Here is a 17,225-nt window from a genome sequence, read left to right as displayed (position 1 = left end):
GAAAATCCGACCCGCTGACAAAGGAAAGGGTTTCTCTACGGCGAAACCATAAACCTCTTTCGCAAAGTTGGCAATTGTCAATCAGGCGATGGCCGAAAGCTCTCCGGAGAGGAGACGGATCACTTCCGCCAAGGTCTGGTCTGTGCCAACATTACCGGGGAAAACAATGTAGGCCATGCCCGGGAATTTGGCTTCTGCCTGCAAGCGCCAGGCGGATATGCCCGGCGCGACCTGGCCGATGACCAGAGCCGATTTGACCCCCAGGGCGGCGGTGGCAAGATCACTCGAAGTAATCCCCCCTTTAGCGATCAAAAAACGCGGTTTAACGGTCAGCCGCTGCACGATCTCGACCAGCGCGGAAGACACTTTCTGGCCGATATCGAGGTTGGCCCGCTTGTCCTCGGTCTTGACCAGCGTTCTGCTGGTGTAAATCATAATATCCGTGCCCCCGACCAAAGCGGTTTCAACCTTGCCAAGCACCCGGGCAATCTCGTTACGCCGAGAATCTTCCTCAAGCAATTTATCAACTTCAACTTCCAAACTATCCAGATTTTCGATCGTTTTAGCACAATCAATTTGCCGACCGGTCTTGCCGACATAAGAGCCGACCACCACCAGACCGCCATTGTTCAGTTCTTCTGCCGGGGCGACTTCAGCCCTGCTCAAATAAGCTTTGTCAGCCACGGCGCCACGCACCTTGACAAAGGAGGCGCTTGAGCGAACCAGGTAACGGCGGCCGGACTGTTCCGCCTGGAGCAGCCCGAGGACAAAAACTTCCAGATCAGCATAATCCGCGGCATTGACAAAGATCCGGCTGCCCGCATCGGCCTGCAACAGGATTTCGGCCACGCGCTCAGCTCCACCGGTTCTCAGGTCATCAATACCGATAGCGACGACCGCCGCAGCCGGATAGCGCCCGGCGGTCTTTTCTTCGATATAGTAAGCCATATCAGAGTGGCTATAGCCGAACACAGCATCTTTGGCGAACTCGGTTTCCGCTGCCGGGATCAGCTCTGCCCCGTTCTGCACATAATGAATGTTGCCGATGGTATAGCGCCCCCCTTCGAAGAAGGCTGGAACCAGCAAATGCCCGGCAAAGCTGGTCCCCAATTCGGCACTGAGAGTCTCTTCCAACGCATCCAGTTCAAGGGGATAATGGCCACGCAGGGTCGAATCACTCCGGCTGACAATATCGAAGTCGACCCCGCTGTTCCGCGAAGCCTGACACAGATTGACGGCAATCTCCCTGTTCAGCACCCGGGCCTGGTCCGCATCGAGGGCTCGACTGTTGGTCAAAATATAAAACACCTGCTCCGGGCTGGTCAGGGCCGCTTCTAGATTCGGCACATCCCAGCCGGTCAAGACCTTGATGCCGTGCACGGTCTGCGAACCGGTCGGATCATCGTCCAGCACCACGACTTTTCGGCCTCCGGCCGCGACCATATCAAGAATCTGCTGCCGGATAGCCCTGGTATCGGCAAGGGCCGGCAGGCTGGCCAGCAACTCTGCTTTTGATACAACTGTGCTCATGGAAAACTCTCCGCTACTAAACGGTAAAAAATCAGTCTTTTTTAGCCGGCAATTTGAGGTTGCTCAAATGCTCATAAACCTTGATGACCGCACTGTCATCTTCCCGGCCGTGACCGGCAGAACTTGCAGCGGTAAACTGCAGCAACGCCGTGGCGGCCAGCGGCAACGGCAGGGTCTGCTCCCGCCCGGTGGTGTGGACAATGCCGAGGTCCTTGACAAAAATATCGACGGCACTGTGCGGGGTGTAGTCACCGGCCAGAATATGCGGCACCCGGTTTTCAAACATCCAGGAATTCCCGGCGCTGTGGGTAATCACCTCGTAGAGCGTGGCGGGATCAAGCCCCATGCTGATCCCCAGGGCCATGGCTTCAGCCGCTGCGGCGATATGAACCCCGGCCAGATGCTGATTGACCAGTTTGACGCTGGAACCGGCGCCGGGGGTATCCCCGAGCCGATAGACCTTTTCAGCCACCGCCTCCAAAACAGCCGCGGCGCGGGCAAAATTTTTCGGCGCTCCAGAAGCCATCACCGACAGTTTCCCCTGGCGGGCTTTCACCGAGCCTCCGCTGATCGGTGCATCGAGCAGTTCGAGCTGCTTTTCCGCCAGCCGTTTTCCCAACGAACGGGCGTAGCTTGGCGCCACCGTTGCGCATTGGATAACCAGTCCGCCTGCGGCCATGGTTGTCGAGATCGAATCCGCACCGAACAAAACCGCATCGACCTGGTCCGAGTTCACCACCACCACAAAGATGATGTCGGTGGCGGCGGCGACTGCGGCAGGATTTTCAGCGACTCGCGCACCTGCGGCGCTGAACTTCTCGCGGGCGGCAGCGCTGACGTCATAACCGATGACGTCAAACCCGGCGTCATGCAGAGCCAGGGCACTGCCCATTCCCATGGAACCGAGGCCAATGACACCGACTGTTTGCTGCTGGGCAGGATTTTCCATAATCAAAACCTCCGGATTGGATGTATTCGCTTAGGGCATGAAACCGCGGACCGTCTGTAGATCATGTAACGCAGCGTCCCGCAACAGCAGGACATCGGACGCGGAAACGATAAAATCGTAGCCCCGTTCCAGCATCGCCGTGGCCGGGTCGCAACCGCGCGGCAGGCCGCCGAGGAACTTGTCACTCTTTTTGATGATTTGTTCGGCCCGGGCCAGGGCATCGACAAAGACCGGGTTGTTGAAATCGCCCACTTTACCGCAATCACCGGAAAGATCGCTGGGTCCAATGAAGAGCACATCGATGCCGTCGACCGCGGCGATCTGTTCAAGATTGGCCACCGCTTTGAGGCTTTCGATCTGCGCTATAACCAGCAGCTCCTGACCACAGGTTTTCTCGTAGTGGCTGACCTGCAACCCGTAGGATGACGCCCGGTTAAGGACGCTGGCCACCCCACGCTTGCCGCGCGGCGGATAGTGGCAGGCACTGACCGCCGCCTCGGCTTCGGCAACGCTGTTGACTTCCGGAATCATGATGCCTTCAACCCCGGTATCGAGGGCCCGCTTGATTTCCACCGGATCGTTCCAGGGCACCCGGATAATCGGGCAGGTCGAAGTCGCGCTCATGGCCTGCATGTGGCTGGTGGCGCTCAGGTAATTGTCGGGACCATGTTCCAGGTCGATAATGGCGCCGTCATAGCCGGTCAGCGCCAGAATTTCAGCAACAATCGGACTGGCGGTGTGCAGCCAGAAAGAAAAAGCGGGTTGGCCGAGCTGAAGTTTCCTTTTCAGCTGATTTTCTCTGAACATCGTGTCTATCTCCTCACCTCTGGTTTATAACAAACCGCGCTGCGCCAGATTTTTCATCAGCTGCCCGGTCCCAAAGGTCCAGGGCGGCGCGGCGACAGTCACATTCACGCGATTGATCAACGCCCCCAGGCGAGGGGTTGAGATCGTGACAATATCACCAATCTTATGGGTGAAGCCCATGCCGGCCGCATCCCGGTCATAGGTCGGGGCAAACAGGGTCCCGGTGAACAGGACCAGACCGTCCGGATATTGATGATTACGACTGATGGTCTGTTTCACCAGGTCCGCCGGGTCGCGGCTGATTTTGCTCATATTGCTGCCGTCGCTCAGGACAAAGCCATCGTCCCCGGCCACTTTCATGGCCAGCTCAAGGTTGCGCACATCGTCCAGGGAAAAGTTGTCATCCAGGATTCGGATGAAGGGTCCCAGCGCGGTGGAGGCGTTATTGTCCTTGGCTCGCCCCAGCAACAAGGCGCTACGCCCCTCAAAATCACGCAGGTTGACATCGTTACCCAGGGTCACTCCAACAATAACGCCGCTGGAATTGACCACCAGGACCACCTCGGGTTCGGGATTGTTCCAGGTCGATTCCGGATGAATGCCGATCTCAGCGCCGATACCGACCGCTGACATGGGCTGGGCTTTGGTGAAAACCTCGGCATAGGGGCCGATCCCCACTTCCAGATACTGGGACCAGACCCCGCGTTGCTGCAGGGCCTGTTTAAGCCTGTCAGCTGCGGCCGAGCCGGGCACAACGGCAGCCAGATCGCTGCCGATTTCGGCGTTGATGGTCTCGCGGATACTTGCAGCGGCTTGGGGATCGCCCTTGGCTTGTTCTTCAATGACCCGCTCCAGCATGCTGACCACAAAGGTCACCCCACAGGCCTTGATCGCCTGCAGATCGATGGGAGTCAGAAAATAGGGTTGGCCGGGATCCCGGCGATCAGCCGAACTATTGGCCAGCAGCGCACTGACGGAACCGATCAGCGGACCTTCAAGAGTCGCCAGTTCCTGCACCAGCCCGGGCTTCTCCAGCAGAGCGGAAACCGTCGGCGCGAAAGCGGAGATATCGATAACATCATCACCACGAACCAGGACAACAGCCGGGCCGGCAGCAGGTTCGGGAAGCCAGGCGCGACCGATCAAGGTAGCTTGGTGAGCATCGACGGGAAGGATAGCTTCAGGATGTAATTCTAAGGGCATGAGCAACTCTCCTCTGGGCAATCGTGACAACCGATACTAAAAAAGGTCTATCCCTGGTCTTTTCAAACTCGGTTGAGAAAACTTGTTTACAAAATCAATGCCTCAGAAAATGGTCATCGATTTTGACCGCCCTTCCATGGGCACGCAGGGTGTTTTTCAAATGCCTGCTAAGTGTTCAAGGTACTCGTTTAAAATGAATGTTCAACACAAACCTGATTCTGCTCGCCCAGCCCGACAATGCCGAGCCGCAGCCGATCACCAGGGCGAAGATAGCGCGGCGGTCGCAGGCCCATGCCGACTCCGGGGGGCGTTCCGGTGGAGATGACATCGCCCGGATACAGGGTCATATAGCGACTTAGATAACTGATGATCTCCGCGACCCCGAAGATCATCCTGGCGGTCGAGCCCTCCTGATAACGCTGCTCGTTAAGGTCAAGCCACAGCTGCAGATTCTGGGGATCCGGAACTTCATCCCGGGTCACCAGCCAGGGTCCCAAGGGGCCGAAACCATCGCAGGACTTGCCTTTGACCCACTGCCCGGTTCCTTCCAGCTGATAGGCCCGTTCACTGAGGTCATTGACCACACAGTAACCGGCGACATGTTGCAGGGCGTCTTTTTCACTGACATAGGAGGCCCGTGTGCCGATGACCACCCCGAGTTCGACTTCCCAATCGGTCTTCTGCGCTCCGCGCGGGATCACCACATCGTCTGCCGGTCCGGCAATGGCGCTGGTTGCTTTCATGAACAGCACGGGTTCAGCCGGAATGGCCATGCCGGATTCGGCGGCATGATCGGAATAGTTCAGCCCGATGCAAAGGAATTTACCGACCTGGCCGACACAGGGACCGAGCCGCGGGGTGCCGGTTACAAGGGGAAGACGCTCAAGATCCAGCGCGGCAATGCGGGCCAATCCGTCAGGCGAGAGCACAGCCGCCGCAATGTCTTTCACCTGGCCGGACAAATCACGAATCCGCCCTTCCCGGTCCAGGATGGCGGGTTTTTCCTGCCCTTTTCCTCCATAGCGTAATAACTTCATGGTGATCCTGTCGGGTTGTAAACGGGATTAAAAATCATATTTTTCGGAACGGTTGCCTGCCGAACAACCGTTCCGAAAAACGCCTTCAACCAGCCACCGATCAGATGGCATCCCTGGTCCGGCTGCCGTTCACCAACCGCCAGATATTGAGGGGATTGCTGTTCTGGAGCGGCTCAGGAAACAGTTCCGGCGGATAGTTCTGCAGGCAGATCGGCCGCAGGAAGCGATAGATGGCCGCGGAACCCACCGAGGTAAAGCGCACGTCGCTGGCGGCCGGGAACGGACCGCCGTGAACCATGGCATGACAAACTTCCACACCGGTGGGGTACCCGTTGACCAGCAACCGGCCGACCCTGGTATTGAGCAGGTCGATCAGTTCCGGGTATTCACTCATTTCTCCAGGCGCGGTCTGAATCGTGCCGGTCAGCTGCCCCTTAAGGCTGGTCACGACGGCTTCCAGTTCTGCCAGGTCTTTACAGGTGACCAGCAGAGAGGCCGGCCCGAACATCTCTTCGGTCAGGGCCGTATTGGCAATGAAATCGCTCGCAGAAACCGTCAGCAAGGTTGGCTGGCCGCAAAAACCGGTCTTTCCCTGATGACTTTCGCCGACGGCATTGCAGGTCACGCCGGGTTGACTGGAGATGGTCGCCACCCCTTCGTTATATGCTTCCTGAATGCCCTGGTTAAGCATGACGCCGGCCGGTTGTTTGGCCAGACATTCTTCGGCGGCCTTGATGAACCGATCCAGCTCTGGTCCGGCAATCCCCAGCACCAGTCCGGGATTGGTACAGAACTGACCGACTCCCATATTCAGCGAGGTGACAAATCCTTCGGCGACCTGTTCGGCTTCGCTGGCGAGCTTTTTGGGGAGCAGAATAACCGGATTCTGACTGCCCATCTCGGTGAAGACCGGAATCGGCTCCGGGCGATCATTGGCCAACTTGACCAGAGTCATGCCACCACTGAAGGAACCGGTAAATCCGACCGCCTTGACCTCCGGCGCCACCACCAGGGCGCTGCCGACTTCACGACCGGCACCCATCAGCAGGGAGAAGACGCCCGCCGGCAGCCCGGTCTGTTTAATCGCTTTGTCAATGGCCTGAGCCATCAGCTCGCTGGTGCCGGGGTGGGAGGAATGCCCCTTAACCAAAACCGGGCAACCAGCGGCAAAAGCTGAAGCGGTATCACCGCCAGCCACCGAAAAAGCCAGCGGAAAGTTACTGGCGCCAAACACCACCACCGGACCGATGGCTTGATTCATGTAGCGCAGATCCGGCCGCGGCAGAGGCTGCCGGTCCGGCAGGGCCGTGTCGATACGGACATCAAGAAAATCCCCGGCTTCAACAACATCGGCGAACATGTTCAGCTGGAAACAGGTCCGACCCCGCTCCCCTTCGATACGCCCCTGCGGCAGCCCGGTTTCGGCAATGGCCCGTTGCACCAGTTCATCACCAAGCGCCATGATTTCCGTTGCGCAAGCGCGCAGAAATTCAGCTCGTTTGGCCAATGAGCAGCGACGAAATTCGGCAGCGCAGGCCGCGGCCGCGGCAACAGCGGCGTCAACCTGGGCGGAAGAGGCTTTACTCAGAATCGGTTCGAGCTTGGCACCGCTCGCCGGGTTGACAGCCTGGTAGGTTCCAGATTGGCCTGTCACCCATTCTCCGTTGATTAACAATTTTCCTGTAATAGACATGAACGACTCCTTTACTGCGTGGTGATTGTGTGTGAATCAATGATTTTTCTGCGCCATGATCTTGCGCAATTCGGCAACGGCGTAAGCGACGCCGGTTCTGGGACTGGTCAGCACCGGGACTTTGGTTTGACCCAGTTCCGGTAAAATTGCCACCATGCTGCCCTGAGCACAAACCACGGCATCAACCTGTTCCAGCGCGCCCCTGATCGCGGTCAGGACCATATCGTTGTGTTTCTGCCGGTTTCCGGAAACAAGCTCGGCAAACGCTCCATTGACCAGTAACGGTTCAACGGCAATCTCTTTCTGCATGGCGAGAGCGGTTTTTTCCAGCAACCGGCAGGTCGGCCCCAAAGTGGTTTCGAGGGTCGCTGCTACGGCAATCTTCCGGCTGGTCCGGCAAGCGATACGCGCCATCTCTTCATCCACCTTGACCACCGGTGTGGTTATCAGTTGCGCAGCGATATCGGCAGCTTCGCCCACCGATGAGCACTGGTTAAAAATCAGGTCAGAGCCGGCATCTTCGGCCGCGCGATAATAAGCACAGATCCGACTGCGCACCGCCGAGGTCACTCCGCCGTTGGCCAGGACCTCCGGCAGCAGGCTGTCATCAACGATATGGCGCAGCTGAATCTCCGGACCCAGTTCCTTGAACAGGGCGGTCAGATCGTCGACCGAGACAAAACTGGTATGAACAATGGTCACAATACCGCCTGAATTCTGCATATGTCCTCCTCTATCAAACTATTGAAAAAGTCCATCAATGGACTCGCCAGCCTGTTTTATTACGGCAAATGCCCTGATTCAGATCAGCGGAGCAAAGCCAATCCGCTACCAGTCGACAACCGTACCATCGGCCAGGCGGGCGTGGATCGGGTGAATCGGTTCCTGTTTAAACGGATGACGGGCCGCGGCCGCTTCGTCGATCTCCACCCCGAGGCCTGGTTCGTCAGGGATTTGCCAGCAGCCGTCGACCATCTGGATCGGGCTTTTCGACAACACCTCCCGATACCAGGGCACTGCGCCGACCATCTCTTCCTGAATAATATGGTTCGGGGTCGCCGCGGCAAAATGCAGCGCCGCTGCTCCGGCGATGGGTCCGCAGGGATTATGGGGAGCAATACCGATCCCGACCGCCTCGGCCATGGCGGCAATTTTCCTGGCCTCGGTAAACCCGCCACAGTGACACAGGTCCGGCTGCGCGATATCAACCGCCCGATTGTCGAACAATGCGGCAAAATCAGCCAAGTCGATCAGCCGTTCACCGGCGGCCACCGGTACCGCAGAACGTTCACGGACAAATTGCAACCCTTTGCCATCGCCGGGCTGAACCGGTTCTTCAATAAACAGCGGGCGGGCCGCCGCCACCGCCTCGACATACTGTAGCGCGCTGCGGGCCGATCCCGGCCGACCATGGAAATCGATCATGATTTCGCACTCAGGGCCAAGAATTTCCCGCAGTCTGAGGGTCATCCGGTGCAGTTTGTCCAGATCCGGCAGGCTGACCGTGTAATGGGTATAGGGAATATTGACAATCTTGATGGCGTTATAACCATGGCTGCGCACCGCTTCCGCGCGAGCGAGAAGCGGTTCCTCGTCCAGGCTTTCGTAAACCGCTTCCATCTGCCCCATGCCAAGATGGGTATAGACCTTCACCCGCTCCCGCACCCGGCCACCCAACAACTGCCAGACCGGGCACTGTAAAGTTTTACCAAGGATATCCCAAAGAGCAAGTTCGATGCCGGAGGCAGCGCTGGAGCCGATGGCGCCCAAGCGCCAGAAGCTCTGTTTTTTCATGATCCGGACCAGTTGATTGATCTGCGCCGGGTCCTGGCCGACCACCAACGGGGCCAGATCTTCCAGCGCGCCGACCACCGCCCGGGTTTTCCATTCGAGGGTCGACTCCCCCCAACCATACAAGCCTGGCTGGTCGGTTTCAACTTTAACAAAAACCCAGTTGCGCATGTCGGCATTAACCACTAACGGTTTGACAGCAGTGATCTTCATTCCGCGCCTCGACTTTCTTCACCACGGCAATGCCTTGCCGAAAGGAGTCTTGTTCATTGAGCAGGCCATTCAAACCATGGCGATTTACTCACGCAACGCTTTGAGAGCAGCGGCCCCGGCGGCAGCAATTTGCGCATCCTGCTCGGCAGTGACGCCGCTGATTCCGATGGCTCCGATCAGATCTCCCCCATAGCTGAGCGGCAAACCGCCGTTTACCGGCAAAGCTCCGGGCAATGCGAGAACGGCCTGACGTCCACCGAGCAGGGAATCTTCAAATGCCTTGGTCGGGCGCCGGTAAATCAGGGCGCTGAGAGCCTTTTGGGTGGCAAGATCAATACTGGCCAGTTGGGTCCCGTCCATCCGCTGCAGCAGCACCAGGTGCCCGCCATCATCGATGATGACAATGACCACCGCCCACTCGTTGACGCTGGCTTCCGCCTCAGCGGCCGCGGCAATACAACGTGCTGCAGCCAGGTTTATCATGTGCTTGACCGGCAGTTTCTCCACCATCAGGCCTCCTCTTGTCGCCCGCCAGCGCTTTTACGACTATTGCGGCTCAATATAGTTCTCTACCTTGGTCCGCTGCTCCCACCCCTCGCTGAACAGGGCCAGCCGACCTCCGGTGCGGGGGTGTTTGGCACATTCTTCCCGGTTGAGAGTCACCCCGAGCCCGGCACCGTCCGGGACCGGGAAGCAGCCGTCAGCCGGATCGACCCGGGGCGCTCCAGTGACGATGTCAAACACCCAGGGATCGGCAAAGTCATTGAAATGTTCCAGGATCTTAAAGTTCGGGCAGGCCACGGAGAAATGCAGCGCGGCCGCCGTACCAATGGGTCCACAGACGTTATGGGGCGCAAGCATGACGTTATAGGCGTTGGTCCAGCCGACCAGTTGTTGTAAACCGGTGATGCCGCCGGCATGGGTCAGGTCAATCTGATAGATATCGACCAGTCCTTCCTCGATAAAGGGGCGCAGGTCGTGGGCCTCGTGCATGCGCTCACCCGAGGCGATGGGCAGATGAGTGCTCTGCCGGACCGAGCGCAAACTGGTCACATCGGTCGGCGTGACCGGTTCTTCGAGCCAACCGGGTTCGATGTCGAGCACATCGCGAGCAACCGCCCGGGCGGCAGCCCCGGTAAAACGACCGTGCATCTCCAGGAAAATCTGCACATCAGGTCCGACCGCATCCCGCACGGCCTCCAGGATCGCGACCGCGCGCATGCGCTCGCTGCGGGAGATCTCCGCGGAAGCGGCACCAAAGGGGTCGATCTTCAACCCCCGATAGCCTTTGGCAACCACCCCTTTGGCCAGTTCGCGAATGACCTGCGGATCACGTCCTCCCTGATACCAGCCATTGGCATAGGCCGGCACCCGCTCGCGAAACTTGCCACCCAGCAATTTCCAGACCGGTACGTTCAGCTCTTTGCCAAGGATGTCCCAGCACGCCATATCAAAGGCCGCCAGAGCGCTCTGACCGACTTCACCCGGCAGTCCGTATTCGCCGACCTGGATCTGCCAGGCCAGCCGGGTCAGGTTGGCCGGATCCATCCCGATGACATAGCGGGCCGCCAGCTCTTCAATGGCGGCAATCAAGGTGTCGGTTTTATTGACCATCCGCACCTCACCGAGCCCGGTCAGACCGGTATCAGTGGTTAACTCGACAATGGTCAGTTCCCGCCAGGGGGCACCGACCACGACAATATCAGCTTTGACAATTTTCATTGGTTACCTCCGCAGCTCATGTCCGGCAGGCAGTCAGCAGCCTGCCGAGCCCATAACGGTCTATTTACAGCGCCTTGATTTCCGGTTTGCAGCTCTCCGCGGCGACCAGCGGATTGCGCAGAGGCCGGCCAAAACCGTCGGCGGCAATTTCAAAGACATCTCCGGGCTGCGTTTTGACCTGATCAGCAAAACTCAGAGTCGCGGTGCCGAAAAAATGCACATGGACATCTCCCGGCCGTTTAAACCCCGGATACTTGAAATGGTGGTACTCCAGGTTGGCAATGGAGTGGCTCATATTCTGTTCACCGCTGACAAAGTCCTTTTCCCAGAGCACCGCACCATCGCGCAGAATCCGGCTGGTGCCCTGGACATCTGCCGGCAGGTCGCCGATAAGCAGTTCCGGACCAAAGGAGGACTGCCGCAGCTTGGAGTGTGCCAGCCAGAGGTAGTTCTGCCGTTCCAGGGCATGGTCGGAATATTCGTTGGCAATAGCAAAGCCGACCCGGAACGGAGTCCCGTCGTCACCGATGATATAGAGCCCGACAATTTCAGGCTCTTCGCCGCCATCATGAGCATAGGCCGGTAAGCTCAAAGCCTGGCCGGGAGCAACCAGCCAGCTGCCGTCCCCTTTATAAAACCATTCCGGCTCGACGCCGATTTCACCGGGGGCCGGCTTGCCGCCTTCGACGCCCCACTTGAACATTTTCATGGAGTCGGTCAACTGATCATCAGCCTTGGCGTGCATGGCACTGCGCGTGCTGGCACTTCCCAAATGGGTCAAACCGGTGCCGGTCAATAGCATATGCGCCGGATCCGGGTGGGTCAGCGGTGCCAGCAGGCGACCTTCGGCCAGCACGTCAGGGTAAGACAGATCCTCCGCAAAACCCTTCTCGGCAATGACTTCGGTCAACGACTTACCGGCACGAACCGCGGTCATGGCCAAGTCGTAGGTTCCGCGACAGTCAGCAACCACTTGCAGTTTCTCTTGGTCAGCGGCCACGACCGCAACCCGCCAGGCTGATGAATCATCTCCCTGGTAAAATTGAACTAAACGCATTGCAAACCCCTTTCAGATAACTCCGGTAATTTTCAGCCGGAAATAGGATCGATTGGACCTGCCAGCAAACACTGCAGATGAACAACAAAGGCTGCGGCCCGGGCAGCAACTGTTTCCGCCCGGTCTCCCGCTCGATACAAGGCCGAGCCGAGTCCGAACCCGGCCGCACCGGCGGCAACATAGTCGGCCATATTCTCAAGGGAGACTCCACCCACCGGGACCAACAACAGGTCAGCAGGCAGAACTGCCCCCAGTCCTTTAAGAATCCGCGGCGGCATCATTTCGGCCGGAAAAATTTTTACGGCGTCAGCGCCGGCGGCGTGCATGTCGGCAATTTCCGTCGGGGTCAAGGCACCAGGGGTCGCTGCCAGCCCCAGTTCCTTGGCTCGCTCTACCACCGCCCGCCGAGCGTAGGGAGTCACGATAAGCCGTCCGCCGGCCCGAGCGACCGCCTCGACTTCAGCGACTGTCGTAACCGTTCCAGCGCCGACCAGCGCCTGCTCACCGAAACGTTCGACGAGTCGGGCAATGGAATCGAGGGGATCCGGTGAGTTAAGGGGCACCTCAACAATGCGCAAACCTTTGTCGATGGCGGCACCAATCACGCTGACGGCCTCATCCGGCTTGATACCCCGAAAAATCCCGATCAACGGTAGCTCTGCAAACAGTGAATTAAAGCGGTATGCCATAACTGCACCTCAGCTTGACTGTGGTAAGGCAGCAACTCCGGCGCAAGTCGCCAGATCGCTGCTGAGAATCGTCGCTTCTACACCTTGTCGGTTAAGGGCGCTTCGATACCGGGCACAGAGAGCCTCTGCGCCGATCAGCACGACCCTCTCCTTCTCATCCCGCATGGTCAGGGCCTGTTTCAGTTCATGGCCGAGCAGCAATCCGGAGACAAAGGAAGAAACCTCTTCGACAGTGATTTTTCCATCCAGCATCAGCGTCCGACCGGTGAAAAGCTGATGCAGCAGGCCGCCGGCGACCAAGTTAACCGCGTCCAGCCCTTTGGCAAAGGCCTCGCTGCTGAAGGCGGTCTCGCTGTCACAGCCGAGAATGGTCTGCCCCAACCCCTGAAACAGGTCACCGGTCATAAAGGTGGAAAAATCGCACAACTGTCGGTCTTGAGCCCGGACCCATTTACTATGAGTGCCGGGCAAACAGAGCAGTGCAGAGGATAGGTCCAAAGAGTGTAGCGCACCGAAAACCTGAATTTCTTCGCCACGCATGACATCGCTGGTCCCGTCGTCCTTGACCACCCGGACCCCGGGAATCAGATAACCGTTGAAGGGTGGCGGCAAGGGATGAAGATTGGCTTTTAACGCGTCGAGATCAGCCGGCAGTGAGCAATAAGGAACTTCCACCCAGCCATTGCGTGACCCGGCCATCCCGCTGATAAAGACTTGCTGGCCCGACTCGGGAGCAAACGAGTCGAGCAGTTCCTGCAAAACCTCGGGGTAGTCCCCGCGGGATAAGGATTTTACCCCGCGGGGACTCGACCTTCGCTCCAGAATCGCGCCGTCAGCGCTGCACCGGTAGGCTCTTAAGTTGGTTGTCCCCCAATCGACGACAATCATCATTCAACCTACACGGCTTTCACCGCACGCTGATCGACCGGATAAGGCACACACCCCTTCTCCGCGCTGGAGACGTCATACATGGAATTACTGGCCGCCACCTGGAGCAGCCGGTCAGCCATCATCGCACCACGCCGGGCGACCAGGTCCTTGCGTTCAGGCAACTGTTCGAAAGCCACGGTCCGTCCTTCGCCAAGCGCAGCAGGATCGACAATATCGAGTTGCTTGGCAGCGATCCGCAACCACATCAGATCACCATTAACCAACTGGCCAATACCGCCACCGTCGATCGCTTCAGGAGTGACATGGCCGATACAAGCCCCTTTGGTCACACCCGAATAACGTCCGTCAGTGATCAGCAGCGAAGACGCTTCCAGCAGCTGATGATGCTTGAGGTTCTGCCCGGGAGCGAACATTTCCGGCATGCCGAAAGCCTTCGGCCCTTGCCCGGCAATGACGAAGGCATAGGACAAAAAGCCCTGTTTAAGAAGACTGCGGAAGTCTGCTTCGTTAAATTCAGAAACGGCTCCTTTTGAGTTGTATTTCAAAAGGTTATTACTAACTTCAGCAGGTAGTCCCTTAACTATTTCCAGGAGATTGTCGAACATCTTGACCGAAGTCATTTCTGCGATACAGGCCCGCTCATTCTCGAAATAACTGACAATAAACAGGTGATCATCGAAATGAGTCAGTTGTCGATCGCTCATCCCGGCCAGCTTGACCACACAGGAGGACATGAAATTGCCCCGCAGGATCTCGACGCCGGAAGCTGTTCGCACCGGTTGAGTCCGGATCACCGCTTTTTCGGCAAGGTCCGAAGCGACCGGGACTGTCAAATCCTTGATCCGTTCGCCCCAGGTCTGACCGGTCACAGTCGGTGCAGCCAGATCCATGTGACAACCGAGGTCGACCAGAACCCGGTAAAGACTCTCCATACCGCGATGTTTGCCCGCAGCAAACTGTTGAGCCAGGACAAAAGTGTCGCGCTGCTCAGTCAGGCTGTGGGCAAAAATTTCCGGCACCGGGGTTTCTGCGCGAATCCGCTCGTAATCCATGATCGAAACATCAAACCCCGCATAGCGCATAACCGCCGGAAGGTGCAGCAGGATATTGGAAGAGCTACCGGTGGCATTATGAATCCGCACCGCATTGGCGAAGTTCTGTTGCAGAATATTGGTAATCCTCAGTTCCGGTTTGTTGAGGCAGCGATAAAGCATATCGACGCATTCAGCAACCACATCGGCCGGCGGAGCATCCATCAGCAGCTCGGATTTAGGCGGCGTCAGCCCCAGGGCGCTGACCAGGGTGCGCGATGAGTTGCCGGTACCGTTGAAAGCGCAGACCCCGCCCTTATGGTGACAGGTCGCCGCGGCCAGATCATCCATGATGGCGCGACATTCATCAGCACTGATCAGCCCCTGCCCCACCGCACGTTTCATTTGCCCGAAGAAGGCCTCATCGGAGGAGCATTGGAGGATATAACGCATATTTTCGGCAATATCGTCAGCCAGGTCGGCCATCCCCTCGCTCCGTGCCTTGGCGATAAGGGATTTCAGCTTGTCAACCGTGGCCGGGCGAATGGTCCCGCCGCGCAGCACATGGGACGGAATGAACATGGCCCAGACCGGCGCCTGCCCTCTTTCCGGGTGGTTGCGGGCAACATCGGCGGAAGCCAGGCCGCTCATCACAGCGGACGGGAACTTGTCACAACTGGACAGGACATAAGCCGCGTGGTAGGAATGCCCCTCAAAAGTGATATTCACGGCCGCAGCCGTGTTGTTGCGGGAAGCCAGGGAATAGCTCTGGCCAATATTGTTCTGCGCGGTCCCGTCACAGATGACCGGAATGCCGAAGACGAACGGCACACCGCCGTTTTCCCAGATCCGCAACACCGCCAGACTGATATGGGCATCGTCACGCAAATGGGCCGGATGGTCGATAGAACCGGTAATGACCGCGATACGAGGCTTGTTGTTAACCAGCCGCTTGACGATCTCATCAAGGGTTATCTCGCCTGGATCAAGCTCGGGGGCTAGGTTGCGAACAAAATCCCAGGCCTTATTGATGGTGTGCTGAACGCAAATCGGTTCATTAGCCAAGCCCTGGATGCATTCGCGATAAGGATTGAAATCCTCCTGAATTGTCAATTCTGAAAAATTGTCGTTTTCCATCACTCAAAACCCCTCTGGAGAAATGCGTGAGCGTCATCCCAGGCAACAAATAGCTGCCTGAGATGAGTGCCGGTTAAAATTCATTGCCTCAACATTCCACAATTTAAGTCACCTGAGGCCATGGGCAAGCCGCCTAAGCAGACCTGTCAGCTCAATTGCCGAGCCACAGTGCAACCTCAGGAAAAGCCAGTACGAGTCCAAGGGCAATCAGCTGCATAATGATGAAGGGCCAGACCGATCGGTAGATGTCCACCAGCGATATGCTCGGCGGGGCCACGCTCTTCAGGTAAAAAGCAGCAGGACCGAATGGCGGCGACAGGAACGAGACCTGCATATTGATACAGAAGACCACCCCGAACCAGATGGGGTCGTAGCCGAGGGCCTTGATGATCGGCACGAAAATCGGCATGGTCAGCATGACGATGCCGATCCAGTCGAGGAACATTCCCAGCATCAGCAAAATCGCCATCATCAGCAGGACAATCAGCATCGGCGGCACATCAAGCCCAAGGATGGCGGTTTCGACAAAGCGCTTGCCACCCATCAGGTTATAAATACCGACCACGGCACTGGCGCCGATCCCGATCCAGATGATCATCCCACAGGTGCGCATGGTCTGCTGCAGGGCGGAATGGACAATAGAATAAGTCAGCTCACGGCGAACAATAGCCGACACCACGACCCCGATAACGCCCATGCAGGCGGCTTCGGTGACCGAGGCAATCCCGCCGTAAATACTGCCAAGGACCCAGACCACAATGGTCATAGGCAACAGGATATGCCCGATTGCCGCCAATTTTTCTTTGGCGGACATGGCGATTTCCGAGGCCGGAGCCGGTGGTCCCATGGTCGGGTTGATATAGCAGCGGATCAATACATAGAGAATGTACATGGAAACCAGGATCAGCCCTGGAATCACCGCCGCGGTGAAAAGATCACCGATGGAAACGTTGGAGGTCATGCCGTACATGATCAACACGATACTGGGCGGGATCATGGTGCCGAGGGAGCCGCCGGCAACAACCGTACCGATGGCAAGGTTCTTGTCATAGCCAAGGCGCAGCATCTGGGGCAGTGCCAGCATGCCGAGAAGTACCGTCTCCCCACCGATGATCCCGGACATGGCAGCCAGAAGCGCGGCAACAACGACGGTCTGAACCCCGACGCCGCCTTTCAGACGGCCGGCGATCAGGCGCATGGCATTGTAAAGATCCCGCGCCACCCCGGTTTTATCGAGCAGACTGGCCATGAACACGAACATCGGTATGGCCACCAACGAATATTCCGTGACAAAGGAGAAGACCCGGGTGCCGATCATGCCGATGGCGTTGGGGCCGAACCAGCCGAAGGTAAAGAACAGGGCCACCAGCCCGGTCAGAAAACCCAGCGGCATGCCGATCAGCAGCAAAGCCATCATCAGGAAAAAAATCAGGAAGGTGGCGGGTCCGATCCCGAGAGCACTTAATCCAAGCATA

Annotated in this window: 15 protein-coding genes; all 15 read right to left on the bottom strand. The window is 57.9% G+C overall.

Annotated elements, in window-relative coordinates; all coding sequences use genetic code 11:
• Positions 1 to 81: 81 nt before the first annotated feature.
• Positions 82 to 1,530, bottom strand: coding sequence for a four-carbon acid sugar kinase family protein (locus N909_RS0122625; RefSeq protein WP_029918379.1), 1,449 nt, complete (start codon positions 1,528 to 1,530; stop codon positions 82 to 84).
• Positions 1,531 to 1,561: 31 nt separating this feature from the next.
• A complete protein-coding gene (gene ltnD, locus N909_RS0122620) occupies positions 1,562 to 2,479 on the bottom strand; it encodes an L-threonate dehydrogenase (RefSeq protein WP_029918378.1) in 918 nt (305 codons plus the stop codon).
• Positions 2,480 to 2,509: 30 nt separating this feature from the next.
• Positions 2,510 to 3,286 carry an HpcH/HpaI aldolase family protein gene (locus N909_RS0122615; RefSeq protein ID WP_051690067.1) on the bottom strand — a complete coding sequence of 259 codons (777 nt, stop codon included), beginning with the start codon at positions 3,284 to 3,286 and terminating at the stop codon, positions 2,510 to 2,512.
• Positions 3,287 to 3,310: 24 nt separating this feature from the next.
• Positions 3,311 to 4,489: a fumarylacetoacetate hydrolase family protein gene (locus N909_RS0122610; protein WP_029918376.1), complete on the bottom strand. Its 1,179-nt coding sequence runs from the start codon at positions 4,487 to 4,489 to the stop codon at positions 3,311 to 3,313.
• Positions 4,490 to 4,677: 188 nt separating this feature from the next.
• Positions 4,678 to 5,526: a fumarylacetoacetate hydrolase family protein gene (locus tag N909_RS0122605; RefSeq protein WP_029918375.1), complete on the bottom strand. Its 849-nt coding sequence runs from the start codon at positions 5,524 to 5,526 to the stop codon at positions 4,678 to 4,680.
• A 100-nt stretch (positions 5,527 to 5,626) separates the two neighbouring features.
• The gene (locus N909_RS0122600; RefSeq protein ID WP_029918374.1) at positions 5,627 to 7,219 is read right to left on the bottom strand and encodes an aldehyde dehydrogenase (NADP(+)); all 1,593 of its coding nucleotides are present in this window, start codon (positions 7,217 to 7,219) and stop codon (positions 5,627 to 5,629) included.
• Between the two features lie 36 nt (positions 7,220 to 7,255).
• A complete protein-coding gene (locus N909_RS0122595) occupies positions 7,256 to 7,942 on the bottom strand; it encodes an aspartate/glutamate racemase family protein (RefSeq protein ID WP_029918373.1) in 687 nt (228 codons plus the stop codon).
• Between the two features lie 105 nt (positions 7,943 to 8,047).
• Positions 8,048 to 9,223, bottom strand: coding sequence for a galactonate dehydratase (gene dgoD, locus N909_RS0122590; RefSeq protein WP_029918372.1), 1,176 nt, complete (start codon positions 9,221 to 9,223; stop codon positions 8,048 to 8,050).
• 84 nt (positions 9,224 to 9,307) lie between these two features.
• Positions 9,308 to 9,733 carry a GlcG/HbpS family heme-binding protein gene (locus N909_RS0122585; RefSeq protein ID WP_051690066.1) on the bottom strand — a complete coding sequence of 142 codons (426 nt, stop codon included), beginning with the start codon at positions 9,731 to 9,733 and terminating at the stop codon, positions 9,308 to 9,310.
• A 36-nt stretch (positions 9,734 to 9,769) separates the two neighbouring features.
• Positions 9,770 to 10,945, bottom strand: coding sequence for a mandelate racemase/muconate lactonizing enzyme family protein (locus tag N909_RS0122580; RefSeq protein WP_029918370.1), 1,176 nt, complete (start codon positions 10,943 to 10,945; stop codon positions 9,770 to 9,772).
• A gap of 64 nt (positions 10,946 to 11,009) precedes the next feature.
• Positions 11,010 to 12,002, bottom strand: coding sequence for an AraD1 family protein (gene araD1, locus N909_RS0122575; protein ID WP_029918369.1), 993 nt, complete (start codon positions 12,000 to 12,002; stop codon positions 11,010 to 11,012).
• Positions 12,003 to 12,034: 32 nt separating this feature from the next.
• Positions 12,035 to 12,691: a 2-dehydro-3-deoxy-6-phosphogalactonate aldolase gene (locus N909_RS0122570; protein WP_051690065.1), complete on the bottom strand. Its 657-nt coding sequence runs from the start codon at positions 12,689 to 12,691 to the stop codon at positions 12,035 to 12,037.
• A gap of 9 nt (positions 12,692 to 12,700) precedes the next feature.
• Positions 12,701 to 13,582 (bottom strand): 2-dehydro-3-deoxygalactonokinase, encoded by an 882-nt coding sequence (locus N909_RS0122565; RefSeq protein ID WP_029918367.1) that lies wholly within the window; start codon positions 13,580 to 13,582, stop codon positions 12,701 to 12,703.
• 5 nt (positions 13,583 to 13,587) lie between these two features.
• Positions 13,588 to 15,750 (bottom strand): dihydroxy-acid dehydratase domain-containing protein, encoded by a 2,163-nt coding sequence (locus N909_RS0122560; protein ID WP_029918366.1) that lies wholly within the window; start codon positions 15,748 to 15,750, stop codon positions 13,588 to 13,590.
• A gap of 151 nt (positions 15,751 to 15,901) precedes the next feature.
• Complete coding sequence (locus N909_RS0122555; protein WP_029918365.1) at positions 15,902 to 17,224, bottom strand: TRAP transporter large permease; 1,323 nt, start codon at positions 17,222 to 17,224, stop codon at positions 15,902 to 15,904.
• Between the last annotated feature and the right edge of the window lies 1 nt (position 17,225).

Origin of the sequence: Pelobacter seleniigenes DSM 18267 (assembly GCF_000711225.1) — a bacterium.
Taxonomy (GTDB): Bacteria; Desulfobacterota; Desulfuromonadia; order Desulfuromonadales; family Geopsychrobacteraceae; genus Seleniibacterium; species Seleniibacterium seleniigenes.
This window is presented reverse-complemented; position numbering and strand designations above follow the sequence as displayed.